This window comes from Salinivibrio sp. ML323, assembly GCF_001995745.1.
In the GTDB taxonomy this organism is placed as follows: domain Bacteria; phylum Pseudomonadota; class Gammaproteobacteria; order Enterobacterales; family Vibrionaceae; genus Salinivibrio; species Salinivibrio kushneri.
This window is the reverse complement of the sequence record NZ_MUES01000006.1, coordinates 151,676-173,238: the sequence shown is the minus strand read 5'-3', so window position 1 is coordinate 173,238 and position 21,563 is coordinate 151,676. Positions and strand designations below refer to the sequence as shown.

24 protein-coding genes are annotated in these 21,563 nt (G+C 53.0%); 18 read left to right on the top strand and 6 right to left on the bottom strand.

The window, feature by feature from the left end; all coding sequences use genetic code 11:
• Nucleotides 1-83: 83 nt before the first annotated feature.
• Both glpT and BZG13_RS06615 read left to right on the top strand, forming a co-directional pair.
• Nucleotides 84-1,445, top strand: coding sequence for a glycerol-3-phosphate transporter (gene glpT, locus BZG13_RS06620; protein WP_077485957.1), 1,362 nt, complete (start codon nt 84-86; stop codon nt 1,443-1,445).
• 86 nt (nt 1,446-1,531) lie between these two features.
• Complete coding sequence (locus BZG13_RS06615; protein WP_077485955.1) at nt 1,532-2,335, top strand: DeoR/GlpR family transcriptional regulator; 804 nt, start codon at nt 1,532-1,534, stop codon at nt 2,333-2,335.
• On the opposite strand, the gene BZG13_RS06610 is transcribed toward BZG13_RS06615, so the two are convergent.
• Entirely contained in the window at nt 2,324-2,740 is a 417-nt protein-coding gene (locus tag BZG13_RS06610) for a flagellar basal body-associated protein FliL (protein WP_069361983.1), read from the bottom strand. The genes BZG13_RS06615 and BZG13_RS06610 overlap by 12 nt on opposite strands.
• A gap of 157 nt (nt 2,741-2,897) precedes the next feature.
• Between BZG13_RS06610 and BZG13_RS06605 the strand changes: the two genes are divergently transcribed.
• Together BZG13_RS06605 and ubiA are read left to right on the top strand one after the other, a co-directional pair.
• Nucleotides 2,898-3,440, top strand: coding sequence for a chorismate lyase (locus BZG13_RS06605; RefSeq protein ID WP_069361982.1), 543 nt, complete (start codon nt 2,898-2,900; stop codon nt 3,438-3,440).
• A complete protein-coding gene (gene ubiA / locus BZG13_RS06600) occupies nt 3,437-4,291 on the top strand; it encodes a 4-hydroxybenzoate octaprenyltransferase (RefSeq protein ID WP_077485953.1) in 855 nt (284 codons plus the stop codon). The genes BZG13_RS06605 and ubiA overlap by 4 nt, the downstream gene beginning before the upstream one ends.
• A gap of 86 nt (nt 4,292-4,377) precedes the next feature.
• On the opposite strand, the gene plsB is transcribed toward ubiA, so the two are convergent.
• Entirely contained in the window at nt 4,378-6,828 is a 2,451-nt protein-coding gene (plsB, locus tag BZG13_RS06595; RefSeq protein WP_077486034.1) for a glycerol-3-phosphate 1-O-acyltransferase PlsB, read from the bottom strand.
• 213 nt (nt 6,829-7,041) lie between these two features.
• On the opposite strand from plsB, the gene lexA reads away from it, so the two are divergent.
• From lexA to BZG13_RS06565, 6 genes are all read left to right on the top strand, one after another.
• Entirely contained in the window at nt 7,042-7,668 is a 627-nt protein-coding gene (lexA, locus tag BZG13_RS06590) for a transcriptional repressor LexA (RefSeq protein WP_077456800.1), read from the top strand.
• 120 nt (nt 7,669-7,788) lie between these two features.
• The gene (locus BZG13_RS06585; RefSeq protein ID WP_321166655.1) at nt 7,789-8,583 is read left to right on the top strand and encodes a class I SAM-dependent methyltransferase; all 795 of its coding nucleotides are present in this window, start codon (nt 7,789-7,791) and stop codon (nt 8,581-8,583) included.
• Nucleotides 8,584-8,891: 308 nt separating this feature from the next.
• On the top strand, nt 8,892-10,007 hold the full coding sequence (gene coxB / locus BZG13_RS06580) for a cytochrome c oxidase subunit II (protein WP_069361978.1): 1,116 nt from the start codon (nt 8,892-8,894) through the stop codon (nt 10,005-10,007).
• Between the two features lie 9 nt (nt 10,008-10,016).
• Nucleotides 10,017-11,618, top strand: coding sequence for a cytochrome c oxidase subunit I (gene ctaD / locus BZG13_RS06575; RefSeq protein ID WP_069361977.1), 1,602 nt, complete (start codon nt 10,017-10,019; stop codon nt 11,616-11,618).
• On the top strand, nt 11,608-12,135 hold the full coding sequence (locus BZG13_RS06570) for a cytochrome c oxidase assembly protein (RefSeq protein WP_077485951.1): 528 nt from the start codon (nt 11,608-11,610) through the stop codon (nt 12,133-12,135). Before ctaD ends, BZG13_RS06570 begins: the two co-directional genes overlap by 11 nt.
• Before the next feature lie 10 nt (nt 12,136-12,145).
• Nucleotides 12,146-13,012 carry a cytochrome c oxidase subunit 3 gene (locus tag BZG13_RS06565; RefSeq protein WP_077456799.1) on the top strand — a complete coding sequence of 289 codons (867 nt, stop codon included), beginning with the start codon at nt 12,146-12,148 and terminating at the stop codon, nt 13,010-13,012.
• A gap of 1 nt (nt 13,013) precedes the next feature.
• Here BZG13_RS06565 and BZG13_RS06560 read toward each other — a convergent pair whose 3' ends face one another.
• Nucleotides 13,014-13,220, bottom strand: a complete 207-nt coding sequence (locus BZG13_RS06560; RefSeq protein ID WP_077485949.1) for a DUF2909 family protein — start codon at nt 13,218-13,220, stop codon at nt 13,014-13,016.
• Between the two features lie 45 nt (nt 13,221-13,265).
• Here BZG13_RS06560 and BZG13_RS06555 point away from each other — a divergent pair, with 45 nt between their 5' ends.
• The 4 genes from BZG13_RS06555 to cyoE are packed head-to-tail and all read left to right on the top strand — an operon-like array spanning nt 13,266 to nt 16,393.
• Nucleotides 13,266-13,973, top strand: a complete 708-nt coding sequence (locus BZG13_RS06555) for an SURF1 family protein (RefSeq protein WP_158074869.1) — start codon at nt 13,266-13,268, stop codon at nt 13,971-13,973.
• Nucleotides 13,970-14,491 (top strand): hypothetical protein, encoded by a 522-nt coding sequence (locus BZG13_RS06550; RefSeq protein ID WP_077485945.1) that lies wholly within the window; start codon nt 13,970-13,972, stop codon nt 14,489-14,491. Before BZG13_RS06555 ends, BZG13_RS06550 begins: the two co-directional genes overlap by 4 nt.
• Nucleotides 14,492-14,493: 2 nt before the next feature.
• On the top strand, nt 14,494-15,516 hold the full coding sequence (locus tag BZG13_RS06545) for a COX15/CtaA family protein (RefSeq protein ID WP_077485943.1): 1,023 nt from the start codon (nt 14,494-14,496) through the stop codon (nt 15,514-15,516).
• On the top strand, nt 15,491-16,393 hold the full coding sequence (gene cyoE, locus BZG13_RS06540) for a heme o synthase (RefSeq protein WP_077485941.1): 903 nt from the start codon (nt 15,491-15,493) through the stop codon (nt 16,391-16,393). Before BZG13_RS06545 ends, cyoE begins: the two co-directional genes overlap by 26 nt.
• Before the next feature lie 18 nt (nt 16,394-16,411).
• Here the strand turns inward: cyoE and BZG13_RS06535 are convergent, their stop codons facing one another.
• Complete coding sequence (locus BZG13_RS06535; protein WP_077456791.1) at nt 16,412-16,660, bottom strand: DUF3862 domain-containing protein; 249 nt, start codon at nt 16,658-16,660, stop codon at nt 16,412-16,414.
• 232 nt (nt 16,661-16,892) lie between these two features.
• Between BZG13_RS06535 and dinF the strand changes: the two genes are divergently transcribed.
• A complete protein-coding gene (dinF, locus tag BZG13_RS06530) occupies nt 16,893-18,233 on the top strand; it encodes an MATE family efflux transporter DinF (RefSeq protein WP_077485939.1) in 1,341 nt (446 codons plus the stop codon).
• A 61-nt stretch (nt 18,234-18,294) separates the two neighbouring features.
• Here the strand turns inward: dinF and nfuA are convergent, their stop codons facing one another.
• Both nfuA and BZG13_RS06520 read right to left on the bottom strand, forming a co-directional pair.
• Complete coding sequence (nfuA, locus tag BZG13_RS06525) at nt 18,295-18,954, bottom strand: Fe-S biogenesis protein NfuA (protein WP_176719644.1); 660 nt, start codon at nt 18,952-18,954, stop codon at nt 18,295-18,297.
• Nucleotides 18,955-18,990: 36 nt separating this feature from the next.
• Nucleotides 18,991-19,722 (bottom strand): ComF family protein, encoded by a 732-nt coding sequence (locus tag BZG13_RS06520; protein WP_077485937.1) that lies wholly within the window; start codon nt 19,720-19,722, stop codon nt 18,991-18,993.
• A 39-nt stretch (nt 19,723-19,761) separates the two neighbouring features.
• Here BZG13_RS06520 and bioH point away from each other — a divergent pair, with 39 nt between their 5' ends.
• From bioH to BZG13_RS06505, 3 genes are all read left to right on the top strand, one after another.
• Nucleotides 19,762-20,541: a pimeloyl-ACP methyl ester esterase BioH gene (gene bioH, locus BZG13_RS06515; RefSeq protein ID WP_077485935.1), complete on the top strand. Its 780-nt coding sequence runs from the start codon at nt 19,762-19,764 to the stop codon at nt 20,539-20,541.
• Between the two features lie 98 nt (nt 20,542-20,639).
• On the top strand, nt 20,640-20,999 hold the full coding sequence (locus BZG13_RS06510; RefSeq protein WP_077485933.1) for a hypothetical protein: 360 nt from the start codon (nt 20,640-20,642) through the stop codon (nt 20,997-20,999).
• A 64-nt stretch (nt 21,000-21,063) separates the two neighbouring features.
• Nucleotides 21,064-21,537: a hypothetical protein gene (locus BZG13_RS06505; protein WP_077485931.1), complete on the top strand. Its 474-nt coding sequence runs from the start codon at nt 21,064-21,066 to the stop codon at nt 21,535-21,537.
• Nucleotides 21,538-21,563 lie beyond the last annotated feature (26 nt).

Sequence of the window (21,563 nt, the reverse complement as noted above, 5' to 3'; positions counted from 1 at the left end):
GCGAATACGAAAATTTATTGCTCACTTCTTTGATTTTTATCCTTTTATAAATCCATCGCGTACATCTTACTGAGGACCCTCTCATGTTTGGAATCTTCCGTCCGGCTGCTCACCGGCAAAGATTGCCCCAAGCGCAGATCGGTGACACCTACACTCGACTGCGTTGGCAATTGTTTATTGGGATTTTTATCGGCTACGCCGGTTATTATCTCGTGCGTAAAAACTTTAGCTTGGCCATGCCGTATTTGATTGATGAGTATGGCTTTAGTCGTGGTGATTTGGGGGTGGCGCTCGCCGCTGTGTCCATCGCTTACGGCTTATCAAAATTCTTAATGGGCAGTGTCTCTGACCGCTCAAACCCACGTTATTTCCTCAGTGCTGGGCTGTTAATGTCATCGTTGGTGATGTTCAGTTTTGGTTTCCTTCCTTGGACAACCAGCAGCATTGCCATCATGTTTGTCTTGCTGTTTATTAATGGCTGGGTACAAGGCATGGGCTGGCCTGCCTGTGGGCGCACCATGGTGCACTGGTGGTCACGGAAAGAGCGTGGTGAGCTGGTGTCGGTTTGGAACGTGGCGCACAACGTCGGGGGTGGCTTGATTGGGCCGCTATTCTTGCTCGGCTTGTGGCTGTTCAATGATGACTGGCGTGCGTCTTTTTATGTGCCCGCATTTTTTGCCGCATTGGTCGCTGTGTTTATCTGGTTAACCCTACGTGACACGCCACAGTCGTGTGGCTTGCCACCGATTGAGGAGTATAAAGACGATTACCCAGAAAACTATGACGAGGACGCGTTCGAGAAAGAGATGACCGCCAAAGACATTTTCGTCACCTACGTGATGAAAAACCGTCTGCTGTGGTACATCGCGATTGCTAACGCCTTTGTCTATTTGATTCGTTATGGCGTACTCGATTGGGCACCGGTTTATCTTGATGAAGCCAAAGGCTTTACCGTGGATAAATCCTCATGGGCCTACTTCCTCTATGAATGGGCGGGGATCCCAGGCACCTTATTATGTGGCTGGATGTCTGATAAATTCTTCAAAGGGGCACGGGCGCCAGCCGGTGTGTTGTTTATGGTGCTGGTGACCGTGGCAGTGTTGGTATACTGGTTTAACCCAGCTGGCAATCCGGGCATCGACATGGTCGCACTGGTGGCGATTGGTTTCTTGATTTACGGGCCGGTGATGCTGATTGGTCTGTATGCCTTGGAGCTGGCACCGAAAAAAGCGGCGGGCACTGCGGCCGGCCTGACCGGTTTATTCGGCTATCTGGGTGGCGCGGTTGTCGCGAATATCGCGCTTGGCTATACCGTCGACCACTTTGGCTGGGACGGTGGCTTTATGCTGCTCACCGGCGGGTGTGGGTTGGCCATCTTCTTCTTGTGCTTAGCCTGGGTTGGGGAGCATCGTGTGCGCCGTGACACAGCTGTGCACGCTGCCTAAATGATCTGTCTTGGCATCGCCTAGTGGCTAGGCGTAAACTAGGAAGCCCTCGTGTTCGCGGGGGCTTTTTTGTAAGGGGAGAAGCAGTGAAGCAAAACAAACGTCATCAGCAAATCATTGATCTGGTTAAGTCACAAGGATACGTGAGCACGGAAGACTTGGTTGAGCGCTTCAATGTCAGCCCGCAAACCATTCGACGCGATCTTAATGAATTGGCGGCAGAGAACCATATTCGTCGCCATCATGGGGGCGCAACGGTGCCGTCCAGCTCTGAAAATACCGCGTATGCCACCCGTAAAGTGCTTCAGCAGCACGAAAAAGACACCATCGCCCAAGCGCTTGTTCAACACATTCCCGATGGTGCCACCTTGTTTATCGATATTGGCACCACACCTGAAGCCGTGGCACGGGCGTTGTTAGATCACCAAAACTTACGGGTAGTGACCAACAACTTGAATGCCGCCGCGATCCTGATGCCAAAGCAGGATTTTACGGTGATTATTGCGGGCGGCGAAGTACGTAACCGTGATGGCGGGATTGTGGGTGAAGCCACACTCGACTTTGTCTCTCAGTTTCGGCTCGACTTTGGCATTCTTGGTATCAGTGGCATTGACGATGATGGCTCACTGCTCGACTTTGACTACCATGAAGTGCGGGTCAAAAAAGCCATTCTTGATAATAGTCGTTGTGTGATGTTAGCGGCAGACCATACCAAATTCGGCCGTAATGCCATGGTGAATCTGGGAAATATCACCCAGCTTGATATGGTCTTTACTGACGCGACGCCACCGGCACAGATCCGCGACATGCTAAGCGCGCAGGGGAKCCATCTTGAGGTGATCAGCCACCCTGGATGGGTCGCTGACGTCACCGCCGAGTCATTGGTATAAGTATTTAGTGAATAATAGGTCGGTGAGCATGCGGCGATTGGTTTCGGCGAGTAAGAGCTCATTGACCTTCTCTAAACACTTTTTCCTAATCGTTTCCCGGCCAGACAAAGATTTTATCTGGGTAGCGGTTTGCTGGTTCAAGGTTTCAATAATCACATCGCGGATCAGGGGAGAGTGATACTCAAGCTCACTGACGAGCTTGGGGTTATCGACCATCAACTCCACTTTTATCTTGATAAAGCCGAGCCGGCGACCTTCGGTCACATAGTTGGTGGTGATCTCAGGCTCCAAAGAAAAGTAACTGTATTTAGGGTTACGCTCACCCTCTTCTTGTGCATGGACGGCGGCACTAAGCCAGAACAACACGCTCAGTACGACCATTAATAGGGGTTGCTTTTTACTCATAGTGACCCAGTTATTCCGTTCATGGTGTGATAAGGGTAGGCCGAGCGCATTCTCCAAACGCAGCCAGCCTGATACAATTACCAGCCGAGTATAGCAACATTGTCCACCCCTTAGCGGTAAGGACAGGCGAATTTTGCGCGATGTGGCACAGGAAACAATGTCGGAATTAAATCATACCTATTTAGAAGCGCTGCAAATGGCACGCTGGGAGCGACCAGATATTGCGGCGCTAAAGCGCACCGCAGAGGGCAGTTGGTTACTCGAATCGCACTCGATGACAGCGAGGCTAAAGCGCCACTGTCATGATTTTGATGTGGATGTGATTGCTGTTTATCAATTAACCCCAGATAAACTGACCGACGGCGAAATCGCGCTGATTGGCCAAGAGGCTTGTGTGGTGCGCGAAGTGGTATTAAAAGGGGATGGGCGTCCTTGGCTGTGCGCACGCACCCTGATGCCCGCTTCCACCTTAGAAGGGCAAGGAGGACACTTGCACGCGTTGGGCACCGAGCCATTGGGTCAACATGTATTTAAACAGCGCGCCTCTCGCCGCGATGCGATTGAAACCGCCAATGTGGCGTGTCTATCGCATCAGTTACATGCGCGTCGCTCTCGCCTTTGGCTTCACAATCGGCCAATGTTAGTGGCGGAGCTGTTTTTGCCAGACTCACCTGTGTATGGAAAGGAGATCCCGGCATGAGCGCAAAACTGGCGGCCTTTGGACAGTTAGCACGTTTAGACCGACCTATTGGCACCTTACTGCTGTTATGGCCCACTCTATGGGCTTTGTTTTTAGCGGCGGAGGGTCTACCGCCACTATCAACTTTAGCGGTCTTTGTGCTCGGTGTGTATATGATGCGTGCGGCAGGTTGCGTGATTAATGACTATGCAGATCGCCACGTCGATGGCCATGTTAAGCGTACTAAAGACAGGCCGTTACCGGCCGGACGGATCAACGAAAAAGAGGCCATTGGCTTTTTTGTTGCGTTGGTATTGGGCGCTTTTTTGTTGGTGCTCACTCAAAACCGTTTGACCATTCAACTTTCTTTTGTCGGCGTTGCGCTGGCGTTTATTTATCCTTTTATGAAGCGCTACACCCATCTGCCCCAGTTAGTATTAGGGCTGGCGTTTAGTTGGGCGATCCCGATGGCGTTTGCGGCGGCGCAAAATGCGCTGCCCCCCGTAGTTTGGCTGTTGTTTCTGGCTAACATTTGTTGGACTATCGCTTACGACACCTTGTATGCCATGGTCGACAGAGACGATGACGTTAAAATTGGCATCAAATCGACCGCCATTTTATTTGGCCGCTGGGACAAAGCGGCAGTGGGTGGCTTGCAATTATTCACCTTGGGGCTGCTGATGCTCGCTGGGCAGTGGTTAGCGCTGTCGCCAGCCTATCAGTGGAGCTTATTGGCCGCTTTTGCCTTGTTTGTTTATCAGCAATACCTTGCCAGAGAGCGCGAGCGAATGGCGTGCTTTAAAGCCTTTTTGAACAATAACTATGTCGGCTTAGTGATTTTTATTGGTGTATTGCTGGGTGTGTACGGTTAGCCCAATTTGAAAAGAAAGATAAGAAAGGCGCTTCTTGGTAAAGCGCCTTTTTTGATCAGGGTTGATTGGTGAACGGACGGTTTCGCTTAGCTTTTGTCCGTCTTGTGCGTACCTAGTGGCTGATTAAGCACCGCTTGAATGGTCAATTGCACTTCCGGTGAAATTAACCCACACACCAGATCGTTGAGTGCGGCGATACGCTCGGCATTGGCTTTGGCATCATCATCCAAATAGCCTTGCTCACGGAGCGTGTCGACGAAGGTGCTAAATACGCCTTTGTCAAAAAACTCAGGTGCATTAATACCGTGTAAGCGGCTCAGACGCTGCGCCAGCATTTGGCTGTGTTTTTCCAAATCGCGCTTATCAATGTGCGGCTGGTGGCTGAATAAGGTGAGCGTAATCGCGTAGCGCTGCAGCGTTTCGGCAATGGTACGGCCAAGTAATTGCAGCTCACCGAGCTTGGCATTATTCATGGTCACTTTGCCATCGTCACAACATAGCAGCGACTGCTCGTGCATCGCATGTAGCAAGGCATCGAAATAGCTTTCGAGTCCCGCGTTATCAAAACTCATAAAAAGTTCTGCTTTGAGCAAGGGATACAGCTGCTGTACGCAGGCGCGTAAGCCCGATTGGCTAATCGATTTGTGGGTCACCAATATTTGCGCGATCAGCGACGGCAGCGCCACCAGATGAATCATATTGTTGCGATAATAGGTCATTAGGATCGCTTGTTGGCGATCTAAGGAAATCACCTCGCCCATGGTGTCTTTTTCGACCACCAATTTGTTGAGTGATAACGCGTGATCGACCAAATCCGCCGGTGATGCTTGAGGCACGCTGCTGCTTGGTGAGTAAGGCGCTTGCGTTAACAAAGCCTTATACACACCCAGTTGTGTTTCCAGTGCTTCACGGCTTAAGGCGCGCTGGCGCGAGGCGAGTAATGCAGTGGCACATAAGTTGAGGGCATTCGTGGCCGCCGCATCGTTAATGTGGGTCATCACCTTGGTGGCCAAATCGCTGACGACTGGGTTCATCCACGCCGGCTTTTGTGGCTCGATGGGATTGACGTAGTCGTGCCAATCAGGGACTTGTTCATTAAGGTGCTGATTGAGGGCAATGGGCTCGCCAAAGTTAACGTAACCGAGGCCATAATTACGCAGTTTGCGCACAATACCAAGCACCTGGCCAAAGCTTTCTTTCTCTTTGCGTTGGCCTTGGAGCTCTTTGGCGTAGGTGTTGACCTCCATGACGTGCTCGTAGCCGATATAGACAGGCACCAAGGTAATGGGACGTTGTTGACCGCGCAGCATGGCTTGCAAGGTCATGGCGAGCATGCCTGTTTTTGCTGGCAGTAAGCGGCCTGTGCGAGAGCGGCCACCTTCGGCAAAGTACTCGACCGAGTAACCTCGGGCAAATAACTCGGCCAAGTACTCGCGGAAAACGGTGGAATACAGGCGGTTGCCCTTAAAGCTGCGGCGAATAAAGAAGGCACCACCACGACGGAAAAGCGGCCCAGCGGGGAAGAAGTTGAGGTTCACGCCAGCGGCAATATGCGGTGGCACCAACCCTTCTTTGTACAGCACATACGACAGCAATAAGTAGTCCATGTGTGAGCGGTGGCAGGGCACATAAACGATTTCATGACCGTCTTGTGCTAACTGACGTACTCGTTCGGCATTATTGACGTTGATGCCTTGATAGAGCTTGTTCCAAAGCCAGGTAAGAATGCGGTCACTGTAACGGATCAAGCGATAGGAAAAGTTAGCGGCGATCTCTTCCATCATATCGACCGCTTCTTTACGAACTTTTTCAACCGATACATCACGGCTTTGCGCTTCGTCGTGGACGACTTTGTCGATGGCCTTTGATGCCAGCAGGCGTTTGAATAGCAGAGCGCGATTAGGCAAACGAGGGCCTGAAGCCGCGAGTTTTTGCCGCGAGAAGTGGATCATCGCCACCCGCGCCAATTTATGGGCGATGGCTTGGTCGGTGCCGTGCTTGTCGGCCATGTAGCGCAGCGACACCGCTTGGCTAAGTCGCACCATGCCATCACGGCCACGGGTAAGAATGGTCCACAGCTTCTCGGGGCCATTCATCGCGCGCAGAATGGCTTGGTGGCGCTGGGTCTCATTGCCCGGATCGCGCTGCCAAAGCACCGAGGCAGGCACAAGTTGAATATCTAACTCGCTGTCTTGCCGGTGTAAGTGGAGTAAGTCTTTAAAATGCGCGAGCGAGCGCGCAGGCAGATCGTCATCACCGGAAAACACCTTGCGTCCGTGACTAATAAACACGTAGCGCGGCAAGGTGACATCGCCAATGGTCAAGGGCGTTAACGGATCGGGAAGCCCTTGACGCAGACAGGTACGCCGTAAGGTTAATAAATCCGAATGAGACCGAAACGGCAACACATACACGATGGGGCGTGCGAGTGACAGATTAAGCTGTTCGACCGGTTCAGAGGGAATACATTGGGTTTTTACCCAGGCAGAAAGCGGCAAATTCAATAGCTTGTAATAAATCTTTTGCCAGAGCGCCATGATTGTCAGTGCCTCAAATTCAAAATGCGCGCCAAGGATAGCAGAAAAGTGCCGCGAACTTGCAAACAAAGGTCGAGATTGACCGCTCTGCTGCGCGTCATCGGCGGCGTTCACGAGAATGAGATCCGCTTCTCCTGGGCATAATTAGTGCTTTTCAAGCTGCAGTTTACTGGATATACTCACAGTTAACTGTATAAAAAGACAGGTAAGAGCATGAAGCCGTTAACCGCGAGACAGCAACAGATCTTCGATTTGATTAAAGCACACATTGAAGAGACAGGAATGCCCCCCACCCGCGCCGAGATCGCCCGTCAATTGGGGTTTCGTTCGGCGAATGCCGCTGAGGAGCATTTAAAAGCCTTGGCCCGCAAAGGGGTACTGGAGATTATCCCAGGCGCCTCGCGTGGTATTCGTTTGATCAGTGAAGAAGAAGTGGTGACGCCGGAAGAGCAAGGGCTGCCCTTAATTGGTCGTGTCGCCGCCGGGGAGCCGATACTGGCGCAAGAGCACGTGGAAAGCCACTATCAGGTCGATCCTGCGCTATTCAAGCCTAATGCTGACTTCCTGCTTCGTGTGAATGGCATGAGCATGAAAGACATTGGTATCCTCGATGGTGATTTGCTCGCCGTCCACAAAACGCAAGATGTGCACAACGGCCAAGTGGTGGTTGCCCGTGTTGATGACGATGTGACCGTGAAGCGTCTTGAGAAAAAAGGCGCACAAGTGGTCCTTCATGCTGAAAACGATGAGTTTATGCCTATTTCGGTGGATTTAACCGCCCAGTCGCTGACCATTGAAGGCGTCGCTGTGGGAGTGATCCGTAATACCGACTGGATGTAATCTGAACCTTGGCGGACGATAGCGTCCGCCATTGGAACGCGGTTAAAAAAACACCTTTGCATTCTTGCTCAGCTAAACGATAATTATTATCATCAGTGATTATCGTGTGTGGAGGTGTCCGTGCGTACTCAACAGCATTCTGTTCCCAGTAAGCTATTTAAGCCCATGTGGCTGCGCAGTCGTGAGAGCCTGACTGACGACGGGGTGATCTATGATCCTATGGCGGCCGCTGCCTGTCAGGGGTGCGTGTTGCAGCCCGAATGCGATTGGCGCAACCTCGATCAAACCCAGCTGCTATATGCCACACTCACTAGCCAATGTGATGCCATCGTCAAACAGTTTTTGGCCCAGCATCCCACTGCGTGGATTATTAACGTGGGTGGCGGATTAGATACCCGCTTTTATCGATTGGATAACGGCCGCTGTCGCTGGTTGGAAGTGGACGTGGACGAAACCCTGCTCTGGCGTGAGCGCCTCTTTCATACCAGTGAGCGGTTTCGGATGGTGCAAGGCTCGGTCAAGCAGCTTGACTGGTTGGCGCAGTTGGCGGTGCCGGCCGGTCACCCGACGATGCTGATTTGCGATCAAGCCTTGTTAGAATGCACTAACCAAGACATTTCTGCTTTTTGCCACCATATTAGCCGTTATTTCCCCCAACTTGAGGCTTGCTTGGTCTTGGCGGGGGACAAATGTCATACTCGCATGGGCCAAAAGCTCGGCTGTGAGCGCTACCAACACGGGTTCACCGACCCCAGAATGGCGATTATTAATGCGTTACCTTGGGCGTGTCGCGTGGAAGAAAAATCCCCGCTCGATAAGCCGTGTCCGCGTTGGCGACTTTGGCAGCGTGCCCTGGCGGCGATGCCGCGTTACCGTCTGCGTTTTACCCCGGTGGTTCTGCACCTAGAACTCTAGTGCGGCGTGGTTCGCCGCCTGCCGCGCCTGCGTGATGTATCAGTATGTGCTTGGCATCACGATCTTTTTCTGCTGTTTTTTTGTCCTTTAGGCAAACCTCTCCTAAATTAAATGTAAATAAAACGTTAATGAATGTGACCGGCTGTATCGCGTTTTTTCCTTAACGACGGCTTGCTGATATCGCCACTCTGACTGCTATTACGGCGTGAGACGTTGGTATGTGGCCATAGGCAGCGAGGCTTTGCATTGATGCCGTGAGGCAGGAGGGAGCCGTGCTGAGGCACCAACGACGAATCCTAGCATTGGGAATGGCTTTGCTCAGTGGCCCAGCGCTGGCCGCCGAGCGTGAAGGCTGGAACCTCACTCAAGGGGTCACGGCCATCAGTCAGCAGGTGTATGACCTGCATATGACGATTTTCTATATTTGCGTGGCGATAGGGGTATTGGTGTTCGGCGTAATGTTTTGGGCCATTATCCGCCATCGTAAATCCAAAGGCGCCAAGCCTGCCTCGTTTCATGAAAGCACCAAAGTAGAAATTGCGTGGACGCTCGTGCCGTTTTTGATTTTGGTGGGCATGGCAATTCCGGCCACCCAGGTGTTACTCGATATGGAAGATACCAGCGAGCCGGCACTCACGGTGCAGGTAACGGGCTCACAATGGAAGTGGCATTACCGTTATTTTGACCATGACGTTGCCTTCTTTTCACTGCTTGCCTCGAGTCCGGAACAAATCCGCAATGAAAGACAAAAGCGTGATACCTATTTGCTCGAGGTCGATCAGCCTTTGGTGTTGCCAGTTGGGCGTAAGGTGCGCTTTTTGATCACCTCACAAGATGTGATTCATTCGTGGTGGGTGCCCGCCTTTGCGGTGAAGAAAGATGCCAACCCCGGCTTTATTAACGAGGCGTGGACCAAAATTGATAAGCCTGGCATTTACCGCGGCCAATGTGCAGAGCTGTGCGGGAAAGACCACGGCTTTATGCCGATTGTGGTGATCGCCAAGCCCCAAGCGGAATTTGATGCTTGGGTGCAAGAAACCGCCTTGGCACAGCAGAAAGCGCGCGAAGAGGAGCAACGCTTGCTGGACATGGAAATGCCGATGGATGAGCTGATGGCGCTCGGCAAACAAGTGTATGACAGCCGCTGTGGCATGTGTCACCAAAGCGAAGGGCAAGGGATGCCGGGCGTGTTCCCCGCGTTGGCCGGCGCTGAGATTGCTACTCAACCGGATAGATTGGTCGACCATATCGATATTGTCGTCAACGGTAAAGCGGGCACTGCCATGCAAGCGTTTGGCCCGCAATTGTCGCTCAAAGAATTGGCAGCGGTGGTGACCTATGAGCGTAATGCGTGGGGCAATGACACTGGTGAGACCGTACAAGCTGCGCAAATCAACGCGGTAAAGTCAGGTGAAGATCTTTAGGAGCGCGTGATGACAGATACTACCCCAGATAACCTGCATGACGATCATCACCACAAACCACGTGGGATCATGCGTTGGGTGTTGACCACCAACCACAAAGACATTGGCTCCATGTACCTGATTTTCAGCTTCACCATGTTTTTACTGGGTGGGGCAATGGCTATGGTGATCCGCGCTGAGCTTTTCCAGCCCGGACTACAATTGGTTGAGCCTAACTTTTTCAACCAAATGACCACAGTGCATGGCCTGATCATGGTGTTTGGCGCGGTGATGCCCGCGTTTACCGGTTTGGCTAACTGGATGGTGCCGATGATGATTGGGGCGCCGGACATGGCGCTGCCACGGATGAATAACTGGAGCTTTTGGATCCTGCCGTTCGCATTCTTGCTACTCATTGGCTCCTTGTTTATGGAAGGCGGCGGCCCTAACTTTGGTTGGACTTTCTACGCACCGCTGTCGACCACCTATAGCCCAGACAGTACCGGCTTATTTGTATTTGCCCTGCATATCATGGGGATCAGCTCGATCATGGGGGCCATCAATGTGATTGTCACCATCACCAATATGCGTGCGCCGGGCATGACCTACATGAAAATGCCGCTGTTTGTTTGGACGTGGCTGATCACCGCCTTTTTGCTCATTGCAGTGATGCCGGTATTGGCGGGCGCGGCCACCATGGTGCTTACCGATAAGTACTTTGGTACCAGCTTTTTCGATGCCGCGGGGGGCGGCGATCCAGTTTTGTTTCAGCATATTTTCTGGTTCTTTGGTCACCCCGAGGTCTACATCATGATTTTGCCAAGCTTTGGCATTATCTCGGCCATTGTCCCTGCGTTTTCACGCAAGCGCCTGTTCGGTTATAGCTCCATGGTGTATGCCACCGCCTCGATTGCGGGGTTGAGCTTTTTGGTGTGGGCGCACCATATGTTCACCACCGGGATGCCGGTGTTTGCCGAGCTGTTTTTCATGTTCTGTACCATGCTGATTTCGGTGCCCACTGGGGTGAAGGTCTTTAACTGGGTCGCCACCATGTGGCGGGGATCCTTGACCTTTGAAGTGCCCATGTTGTTTGCGATTGCCTTTATTGTGCTGTTTACCATCGGCGGGTTTTCGGGCTTGATGCTGGCCATTACCCCGGTCGATTTTCAGTATCACGATACCTATTTTGTGGTCGCACATTTCCACTATGTGCTGGTTTCGGGGGCGGTGTTCTCGATTATGGCCGCCGCTTACTACTGGCTCCCCAAGTGGACGGGTCATATGTTTAATGAAACCTTGGCCAAGTGGCACTTTTGGTGTTCGGTGATTTCGGTGAATGTGCTTTTCTTCCCCATGCACTTTCTGGGACTGGCGGGAATGCCACGCCGGATCCCCGATTATGCCCTGCAGTTTGCCGACGTGAACGCCATTGTCAGTATCGGTGGCTTTGCCTTTGGTCTGTCGCAACTTATCTTCTTGGTGGTGGTGATTCAATGCGCACGGGGTGGCGCGCCAGCGGCCGCTAAACCGTGGGAAGGTGCCGAAGGGCTGGAGTGGACTGTACCTTCACCGGCACCGTATCACACCTTTGAGACACCGCCTGATCTCAAGGAGGTGCGAGATGGCCACTAAATCAACCCGCTCCGCTCGCCGATTACTGCTACTCGCAGTGGTGATGTTTGGCTTTGCCTTTGCCTTAGTGCCTTTGTATGACGTGTTCTGTGAGGTGACGGGGATTAATGGTAAAACCGATACCGAGGCGGCCGCATCCAGCGCAGGCATTGACCAAGACCGCTTGGTGACCATTGAGTTTATCGCCTATATCAACCCCGGCATGCGTTGGACGTTTGAGCCCCAAGTCAACCAGATGCAAGTGCACCCTGGTGCGACTCATACGATTAATTATCTCGCAACCAATAACGCGCGCTACGACACCATTGGCCAAGCCGTGCCTTCGGTCTCGCCGGGTCTAGCGGCGCAGTACTTGAACAAAATTGAATGTTTTTGCTTTAACCGTCAGCCATTACCACGTGGGGAGGATGCTGCGTTGCCCCTGGTTTTTTACGTGGATCCTGAGTTGCCGGATGACATTAACCACTTAACGCTGGCTTACACCTTGTTTGATGTGACCGCCAGCGCCGAGGAATAAGGAGGCGCTCATGGCGACGCCTGAACGTTATTATGTCCCAGCGGCGAGTATTTGGCCGATTGTCGGTGCCGTGGCGCTGTTTTTAATCGCTGCTGGCGCGGGGGCGACCGTGGGTGGTTTATTTGGTGGCAGTGGCCCTTGGCTGTTGCTGGCAGGCACCGTGCTTATTTTGATTATGCTCACCGGCTGGTTTCGCGACGTGATCCGTGAGTCCATGCAAGGGCTGTACTCGGCGCAAATGGACCGCTCTTTTCGCCAAGGAATGAGCTGGTTTATTTTCTCTGAGGTGATGTTTTTTGGTGCCTTCTTCGGTGCGCTCTTTTATGCCCGCTTTATCGCCGTTCCGTGGCTCGGTGGTGCGAGCAATAACGCGATGACCGCGGCGGTGCTGTGGCCGGATTTTGTCGCTCAGTGGCCACTTACGTTGACCCCGGGCGGAATTGAAACCACTGCGATGCCGGCAATGGGACTGCCCTTGCTTAACACACTTATCCTACTGACCTCATCGGTCACGCTCCATATTGCCCATACCGCGATTGAAAAAAATCAGCGCGAGCGACTGAAAGGCTTTTTACTGGTCACGGTATTGCTTGGGGCACTGTTTATGTTCTTTCAAGGTGAAGAGTATGTGCACGCCTATCAAGAAATGAATCTGCGTCTCGATTCCGGGGTGTATGGCAACACCTTTTATTTATTAACTGGCTTTCATGGCCTACACGTTACATTAGGTACCATCATGCTGTTGGTGGTTTGGCTGCGTGTGATGCGGGGGCATTTTAGCCCTGAGCATCACTTTGGCTTTCAAGCTAGCGCCTGGTATTGGCACTTTGTCGATGTGGTCTGGCTATGCTTGTTTGTCTTTGTGTATATCTTGTAGATCAGTAAGGACGCGGGTTAGGGGCTATCCAGCCCAGGGAGAGCGCAATCAGCAATAATACGAAGACAACCACGGAAAACAGCACACGCCGACCGAGATAACGCGATAAAGGCACGGAACTATCGCCTTTTAGGAGTACCGGCAAGGCACGAAAAAGATTAAACAGAATAAAAACCAGTAAACAAATCAGAATAGCTTTGACCAACATAAGCGCTCCTTAGCGCAATAGGTAATCATGAAACAAGGACGGCGAATGGGGTTTGTGATATTGACTGTGGTTGTGGTCCTGCTGCTCGTCAAGTTAAGCCATTGGCAATGGACGCGTGGCGAGCAAAAAGCCCAACATCTGGCACAGTTTGAGGCCAATCAAGCACCGGAATCGCTCTCAGGCTCGGTGCAAAAAGGGCAATACCTGGCGATTGATGGCCAGTTTCGTCCCGAGTTTGCCGTGTGGCTCGACAATCAGACCCATCAAGGTCGCGTGGGCTACCGCCTTTTTCTTCCCTTCATTCCAAGCCAGCAGCCATCGCAATGGTGGTTGGTGGAGTTGGGCTGGATGGCCGCGCCTGCGCTGCGCCGCTTGCCGGCGGTGCCAGAGTTGGCATCGCGTTACCAGCTGTCTGGCTTCGTTGATACACCGTCTAAGCGGGTGGTACTCAAAAAAGAAACGGCATCGCATGATTGGCCCGCTCGGAGGCAGCGCATTGACTTACAAGCCTTGAAGGCCCAATTGCCAACGCTTAATCCGCAGTGGCTGATACGGACAGAAAAACTGGTGGATGTGACCACGCCGAGCACAGATGCCTTGGCGCAAGCTGGGGTGACGCCAGTGTGGCAGCCGGTGGTGATGCCGCCAGCAAAACATTATGGCTATGCTTTGCAATGGGCATTGATGGCGCTCGCGGTCAGTATTGGCGCAGGTATTTGGTGGTACAAAACAAAACAGAGGGAAGCGATGTGAAAGGACGCATGACGCTGGTGGCATTGATTGGCATTTTTGTCCTGCCCGTGGTGGTGGCGAAATTGGTGCTGGAGAAAAGCTGGTATGAAAAAGGGGTCACCAATTACGGACAGTTTCTCTCTGAGCCAGCGACCCTAAATTGGTTACCCGAACAAGGCCAGTGGCGGTTGATTTATCGGGTGCCAGAGCAATGTGATTCTGTGTGTGAACAAGCGCTGTTTCAGTTAACACAAATTCCCATTGCGGTGGGCAAAGAGCGAGACCGGGTCAGTAGCGTGGCACTGACGAGCACCGCCCAGAAAGCGCCGGAGGTACTGACACGGCAAACCCTGACGACGGAGCAGGCGCAGGCATGGCAGCAGCAAGCGTTTGATAAAAATACCATTTATCTTAGCGACCCGATGAACAATGTGGTGCTGGCCTATCCAGTCAGTGACGACAAAACGAAGTGGGTGGCGCAAGGCAAAGGCTTATTGCGCGATCTCAAACGGCTTCTCAAGTTGTCTAAGGTAGGCTGATTATGGCAACGCGTCGCTACCAACTCGCCGTCTTATCGACACTGATGCTGGCCGTGCTGGTGGTTGGACTCGGCGCGTATACCCGCCTGACTGAAGCGGGACTGGGCTGCCCAGACTGGCCCGGCTGCTATGGCCATTTAGGAGTGCCGGCCAGTGACAGCGCGCAATCGGTCGCCGTGTCGCGTTTCCCAGATGCGCCGCTCGATATCAATAAAGCGTGGAATGAAATGCTGCACCGCTACGTGGCCGGCACCCTAGGGCTGGCGATGTTTGCGTTGGCCTGGATCAGCTGGCGACGTCCTGACTATCAGGCGTTGCGACCGCTGACCACCTTGCTCAGTGTGGTGGTCATCGCGCAAGCCGCCCTAGGGATGTGGACGGTGACCCTAAGTTTAATGCCGGTGGTGGTAATGGCGCACTTACTCGGTGGTTTCACCACGGTATGCTTGCTGGTTTGGCTGGCGGTGGCAACAGGCGCGCTCCGATTGCCGGCAATTGCGGTGTCGTCATCCGCACGTCGTGTGGGCACGTTGGCCTTGGTGGCGGTGATTATACAAATCGGACTCGGCGGCTGGACCTCCGCCAACTATGCCGCCACTGTATGCACTCAGCTTCCTATCTGTGAAAGCCCTTGGTGGCAGCTTTTCACCCCTTCCGCTTTTCATCCTGTCAGTCCGCTTAGCGATACCTATCAGTTTGGGGTGCTGAACCATGCCGAGCGGGTGACCATTCATGCCACGCACCGTCTGGGCGCCATGGTGGTCACCGCGTTAGTGCTCGCTTGGGCATGGGGGCTGTGGCGTGCTGGGGCGCGTGCGCTGGCAATGAGTGTCAGCGCCGTGTTGGCGATGCAAATTACGCTGGGCGTGACCAATGTGGTCGCGCTACTGCCGCTGAGTGTGGCGGTGGCGCATAACCTCGGTGGATTGTCGCTATTGGCCACATTGCTCCTCACCCGATTTTTATGTCTTTCAGCGTCGACCCGACAAGGAGCCCGTGATGGCACAGTTTCAACGTACCGCTAGTGTTTCGACGCCTGCTGGCGCCAGTTGGCGAGATTATTATGAGCTGACCAAGCCGCGCGTGGTCGCCATGTTGCTCCTCACTGCGCTGGTGGGAATGTGTTTAGCCACCCCCGGCTGGCCACCTTGGTCGGCCGTATTGGTAGGGTTATTTGGCATTGGCGCACAAGCCAGTGCGGCGGCGGTGTTTAATCATGTTATCGACTGGAAAATTGATACGAAAATGCAGCGCACCCGCCATCGTCCCGTTGCCGAGGGGCGAGTCACTCAAGGCGCCGCGTTGGCCTTTGCGGTAGGGCTGATGGTGAGCGGTTTTATCGCCTGTTGGTGGCTGAACCCGCTCACGGCTTGGCTAACGTTTGCTAGCCTGGTCGGGTATGCGTTGGTGTATACCCAGTGGCTTAAACCCGCGACCCCGCAAAATATCGTGATTGGTGGTTTGGCCGGTGCAATGCCACCACTGCTGGGCTGGACCGCGGTGACCGGAGAGCTTCACGCGCATGCGTTGCTGTTGGTGATGATCATTTTTACCTGGACGCCGCCTCACTTTTGGGCGTTAGCGATACATCGTCGCCATGATTATGCCAAAGCCGATGTGCCAATGCTGCCGGTCACTCACGGGGTAGGGTTTACCCAAACCATGGTGTTGCTTTATACCCTACTGCTGGTCATCGTGGGCATTTTCCCTTGGCTGACTGGAATGAGTGGTTGGCTGTATCTGGTAGGGGCGACCACGCTAAACCTGGTCTTTGTTGGCTATGCGTGGCGACTGAAAACCCAGTCGCAAAAAGGCATCGCGTGGCAGACCTTTAAGTTCTCGATATGGCATATCTTCGCGACCTTTTTGGTGCTGCTTGCCGACCACGCGTTGCGCTATTGAGTTGCGCTATGGGAGGGACTATTTTAGCCCTTTYGCCGACAGCACGGTGGCTTTGTCGGCGACAAACGAGACTTTGATGTGTTGACCATCACCACCCCATACACAGTGGGTCAATCCCATGGTGTCGTCGCATTGGCTTGGCTCGCCAATGTGGCTCACAACCACGTCATAGCTCATGCCGACTTCAAGTTGATCATAGTTTTGCTTGGTGACTTTCGAGCAGCCCGCGAGTAATACCACCAACACACAAGCAAAAAATACACGCATAACCCTTCCTTATTCATTCAGTGATGAGGGCAGTTGACCCAGTGTAACTGACGCAGTGTAACTGGCGCAGTGAGGCTGCCGCTCGTCGATGAGATTGCTGCAATGGTACACTGCTGCACCCATCAGGGCTACCCAAGGATGTGAGCGCTTGTCGATGCAATCATGTTCTTTATCAAAAATAGATTATCTCCCCCACTCAGTGTGGGTTCTTTAAGATTCAAAACGAGGCAGTATGTGGCAGTCTTTAACTCAGCGTGAACTTCACTGGCGCGTTTTATCGCTGGCTTTACCCATGGTGATCTCCAACATTACCGTCCCCTTGTTAGGGCTCGTGGATGCCGCGGTGATCGGCCATTTGGAGCATGCGTGGTATCTAGGTGGCGTGGCGGTTGGCAGCACCATGATTAATGTCACCTTTTGGTTGTTGGGCTTTTTGCGCATGGCGACCACCGGGTTTACCGCGCAAGCCTATGGCGCGAATGATAACCGTGAGCTGGCAGCGACCTTTGTGCGTGGCGCGACCTTAGCGGGTCTGTTGGCTACGCTATTAATCGCACTGCATGTGCCCATTTTAGAGGGGGTCATGCACTTTAGTGATGCCAGTGCTGAAGTCAAACATTACGCGAGCCAGTATTTCTCCATTCGGATCTTTAGTGCGCCGGCGACCTTGATGAACTTGGTGATCATGGGCTGGCTACTAGGGGCGCAAAATGCGCGTCAGCCGATGTGGCTGCTGATTGTGGTTAATAGTGCCAATATTATCCTTGATTTGCTGTTTGTAGTGGGTCTCGATATGAAAGTCGAGGGGGCCGCGGCGGCGAGTGTGGTTGCCGATTATCTCGGCCTCATGCTGGGGCTCTATTTTGTTAAAGGCATCTGGCAATCGCGCCAGTTACCGACCGTTCGGTCGGTGTTTGAGCGCGGGCTGACTGGGATGAGCCGTTTGCTAAAGCTTAATCGAGACATCTTTTTGCGCAGCCTTAGTTTGCAGTTGGCGTTTACTTTTATGACCTTCCAAGGGGCGACGCTTGGTGACGAGATTGTGGCCGCCAATGCGGTATTGATGAGCTTTCTGATGCTGATTTCCTTTGCGATGGACGGCTTTGCTTATGCGATGGAGGCGATGGTGGGGAAAGCGGTTGGCGCGCAGAGTAAGTCTGCGTTGTTGGTGTCACTGATAGGCAGCACTTTTTGGTCGTTGGTGATTTGCTTGGCGATCACGCTGGCGTTTGGCGTGGCAGGCCATCACATCATTGCGCTGATTTCCGATATTGAGGCGGTGCGTGACCAAGCGGCACGCTATTTACCTTGGCTAGTAGCTATGCCTTTGGTGTCGATGTGGTGCTTTTTGCTCGACGGTATCTTTATTGGCGCGACGCGGGGTAAAGACATGCGCAATGGGATGTTTGTCGCCACTGCAGGCTTTTTTGCTGCCTGGTGGCTAGCGCAAGGATGGGGCAATCACGCCTTGTGGTTAGCGATGCTTACTTTTATGGCGCTAAGAGGGCTCAGTCTCGCGGTGTGCTTTGTTTACCACTGGCGACGAGACAGCTTTTTTGATGTCACCCGCTGAGTCCTATCAACCAAAAAAAACAGGCCAGTTGGCCTGTTTTTGCGATAAGAGACGGCGTTTATTAGTAGTAAGAATGATCGCCACGGGCGTGCTCGGTGACATCACGCACGCCGTTTAACTCGCCGCTGAACTCAGCCAGCAACTGCTTTTCGATCCCTTCTTTTAAGGTCACGTCTACCATTGAGCAGCCATTACAACCGCCACCGAATTGCAAAATCGCCACCGCGTCATCGGTGATTTCAATCAAGTTCACATGGCCGCCATGGCTGGCAAGCTGTGGGTTAACTTGGCTTTGAATCACGTAATCAACCCGCTCCATCAAAGGCGCATCGGAGGCCACTTTCCGCATTTTCGCATTCGGTGCTTTCAACGTCAGCTGTGAGCCCATTTTATCGGTGACAAAGTCGATTTCCGCTTCGTCTAAAAAGGGCAGGCTCATCTCATCGATAAAGGCCGAAAAGCCGTTAAATTTGAGTTCGGTATCGCTGCCTTCTATCGCTTCGGGGGGACAATAAGAAACACCGCACTCGGCGTTTGGCGTGCCTGGGTTAACCACAAACACGCGAATATTGGTGCCCTCGGGCTGTTGCTCAAGCAGCTTCACAAAGTGGCTTTGTGCATTTTCTGAAATATTGACTTCTGACACGACAAATACCTGACTAATCCAGTGTGTTTTATACAGTGTACTCCGGTTTGCGTTGGCTATCACCCCTTGAAGCATGTGGCTACTTTATGAGCATGGATAGCACGCTTTCCGTTAGGGTAGATCGGTACGTGCCAAACAGTAAATATCGATCGTTTCTGCTCCCGCACGGCGTAATAACCGGCACAGTTGTGACACCGTTTGTCCGGTTGTTACCACGTCGTCAATGATAGCCACATGCGAACCTGGCAGCTCGCCGTTGATCGCAAACGCATGTTTCAGATTAGAGAGCCGCGCCTGTCGGCTTAAACCTTGTTGTGGCGCAGTATGGCGATGTCGGACTAAAACGTTATCGACGACGTGAGTATCCAGGTAGTCGGCCAGTGCCCAGGCTAAATGCCCGCTTTGATTAAAGCCGCGCTGCCAGCGGCGCCGCCAATGGAGTGGAACAGGCAGCAATACGGGGGCGGGGTGATGGATACGTTCACTTAACTGGCGGGCAAAAGGTATCGCTAATTCAAAGGCCTGTTGGTATTTAAATGCATGGATAAGCTGCGGCAGCGGATCCTCGTAGGCACTGATCGCGACCAAGCGGTCCCATGCTGGAGGGTGGCTAAGGCAGACACCACAGCGTGCTTGTGGGGTTGGGACCGGTAGGCCGCAACATTGGCATAGACAATAAGAGTAGTGCGCATCCCAGCAGGCGGCACAGCATAAAGCCGGGGTGGCACTCTCGGGTGCGGCATCCAATGACAAGTGGCAAACCGGACACTGAGAGGGCAAGAGTTTGCCTCCCCAGTGGGTGAGTAAACGCGTGAAGCGCCGTGGTGTGATTGCTGATATCATAGGCACCTTGATTGAAAAGCAACCAAGGCAGTGTAAAGCATGGCGTTATGTGATTGGCAATCTCACGGGCAAGGTCCCGATCTGGTTCTCATTCATGGCTGGGGAATGAACAGCGCTGTCTGGTCAATGCTAATCCCTTACTTGACCGCGCACTATCGTGTTCACTGTGTTGACCTGCCGGGTTTTGGCGACAGCGCCCACCAACCGGATCTTGATATCGAGAAACTGGCACAAGTGTTGCTTAAAGAATCACCAGCGCATGCAACTTGGATAGGTTGGTCACTGGGCGGATTAGTGGCAACACAAGCCGCACTGTTATCGCCACAGCGCGTGACTGGATTGGTCACTATCGCCAGCTCACCCAAGTTTGTCGCAGAGCCAGGGTGGCGTGGGATCAAGTCGGCGGTACTCACCGACTTTGCCGACCAGCTTGAGCGTGATTTTTCGCAAACGGTGGAGCGCTTTATGGCGCTACAAGCCATGGGGTCACCCACGGCGAGAAAAGATGTGAAAGCGCTCAAACAAGCGGTATTTTCGCGCCCGGCGCCCGACCCTCGCGCGTTGGCGGATGGCTTGGCGATGCTGGCAAACACGGATCTGCGCCAGCAGTGTGAGGCGGTTTGTGTGCCGTGGCTGCGGTTATACGGGCGGCTAGACGGTTTGGTGCCTGCGTCGGTGGCGGAAGCTGTCTCTGCGTTAGCGCCTCATTCGCAATGTGCGGTATTGGCACACAGTGCTCATGCCCCCTTTGTGACGGAGCCTGACGAAGTGGTGGACAAGCTACTTGCCTTTTTAGGCACAAACTTGCCGCCCAAATAGTGTGCGCTGATCGTTTTTTGGTAGAATTGACTAAATCCTGTCATGGTTCTGCCGATAAGTTAACTATGTCACTTGCTCTGACATTAGGAGAGACCATAATGAACGTAGGTAACGTTGGGCAGTCTCAGGCGTATCATCAACAAACGATGAAGCCAAAAGCGCCGACACAACCGCAACAAAATGCGGACAACGCGGCCAAAGACACGAAAACAGCCAAGGCGGCTGAGACGCTTTCCGCTGCCGAGGCAGCAAAAGAAAGCAAAGATGTGAAAGCAGCGAAAAACGCTGAAGGTGTTAAAAAGCCAGAAGAGAAATCATCGGTTGAATCCTTTACCTATGGTGCGTTGGGCATGGACCACCCGGACAAAGTGAAAGAAAACGATGATGCGGCCTATGGTGCTGGGCAGTTTTTGTCTGCGCTGGGCACAATAGGTACCATACTTGCGGTTGTCGTCTAAACTATAAGGAGACGAGGCCGCACTGACAATTAGGCCTTCAGCTGATGTTGGGAGGTAGCATCAGATGAATATATCGCCAGCAAGCGTCAGTATCCCAACTGTCGCGCCATCGGTGAACCCGCCAACTGAACAAGTTGCGCGGGGTAATCGCATGCGCGAAAAAATTGTCCCTACCAAGCAAGCCCCAGAGCCAGAACACGGCAAAGCGGCGACCGATCAAGGTAAGCAGCTCGGCCGCTCATCCTGGGATCCGTCACAGCACCCTAATTATTCGCTCGACTACAGTCGCGAGTCCTTGTCCGACGCTGATTACGACGGCGCCAATATTGCTGGGCGTGTTGATGCCATGGCACGTAATGAACCTGGAGAGCAAGCACGCAAAGACAACGGCTACCCCTTGGGGTTGAAAATGCCGGAAGAGGTGCTGGAGAAAGTTGAAGAGCTGAAAAGGTTCGAGCAAACGCGTGCGGTGGTTGCCATGCGTTATCAGCAAGCAACCGTGGCGAACATGCCCTCAGAAGTGCTGATTGTGATATAAGTGGTGTCCATGATGCCACGATGAAA

Coding starts and splice junctions, on each gene's coding strand:
- glpT (WP_077485957.1), top strand. CDS start 84: ATGTTTGGAATCTTCCGTCCGGCTGCTCACCGGCAAAGATTGCCCCAA.
- BZG13_RS06610 (WP_069361983.1), bottom strand. CDS start 2,740: ATGAGTAAAAAGCAACCCCTATTAATGGTCGTACTGAGCGTGTTGTTC.
- BZG13_RS06605 (WP_069361982.1), top strand. CDS start 2,898: ATGTCGGAATTAAATCATACCTATTTAGAAGCGCTGCAAATGGCACGC.
- ubiA (WP_077485953.1), top strand. CDS start 3,437: ATGAGCGCAAAACTGGCGGCCTTTGGACAGTTAGCACGTTTAGACCGA.
- plsB (WP_077486034.1), bottom strand. CDS start 6,828: ATGGCGCTCTGGCAAAAGATTTATTACAAGCTATTGAATTTGCCGCTT.
- lexA (WP_077456800.1), top strand. CDS start 7,042: ATGAAGCCGTTAACCGCGAGACAGCAACAGATCTTCGATTTGATTAAA.
- coxB (WP_069361978.1), top strand. CDS start 8,892: ATGGCTTTGCTCAGTGGCCCAGCGCTGGCCGCCGAGCGTGAAGGCTGG.
- ctaD (WP_069361977.1), top strand. CDS start 10,017: ATGACAGATACTACCCCAGATAACCTGCATGACGATCATCACCACAAA.
- BZG13_RS06570 (WP_077485951.1), top strand. CDS start 11,608: ATGGCCACTAAATCAACCCGCTCCGCTCGCCGATTACTGCTACTCGCA.
- BZG13_RS06565 (WP_077456799.1), top strand. CDS start 12,146: ATGGCGACGCCTGAACGTTATTATGTCCCAGCGGCGAGTATTTGGCCG.
- BZG13_RS06560 (WP_077485949.1), bottom strand. CDS start 13,220: ATGTTGGTCAAAGCTATTCTGATTTGTTTACTGGTTTTTATTCTGTTT.
- BZG13_RS06555 (WP_158074869.1), top strand. CDS start 13,266: ATGGGGTTTGTGATATTGACTGTGGTTGTGGTCCTGCTGCTCGTCAAG.
- BZG13_RS06545 (WP_077485943.1), top strand. CDS start 14,494: ATGGCAACGCGTCGCTACCAACTCGCCGTCTTATCGACACTGATGCTG.
- cyoE (WP_077485941.1), top strand. CDS start 15,491: ATGGCACAGTTTCAACGTACCGCTAGTGTTTCGACGCCTGCTGGCGCC.
- dinF (WP_077485939.1), top strand. CDS start 16,893: ATGTGGCAGTCTTTAACTCAGCGTGAACTTCACTGGCGCGTTTTATCG.
- nfuA (WP_176719644.1), bottom strand. CDS start 18,954: ATGCTTCAAGGGGTGATAGCCAACGCAAACCGGAGTACACTGTATAAA.
- BZG13_RS06520 (WP_077485937.1), bottom strand. CDS start 19,722: ATGATATCAGCAATCACACCACGGCGCTTCACGCGTTTACTCACCCAC.
- bioH (WP_077485935.1), top strand. CDS start 19,762: ATGGCGTTATGTGATTGGCAATCTCACGGGCAAGGTCCCGATCTGGTT.
- BZG13_RS06510 (WP_077485933.1), top strand. CDS start 20,640: ATGAACGTAGGTAACGTTGGGCAGTCTCAGGCGTATCATCAACAAACG.
- BZG13_RS06505 (WP_077485931.1), top strand. CDS start 21,064: ATGAATATATCGCCAGCAAGCGTCAGTATCCCAACTGTCGCGCCATCG.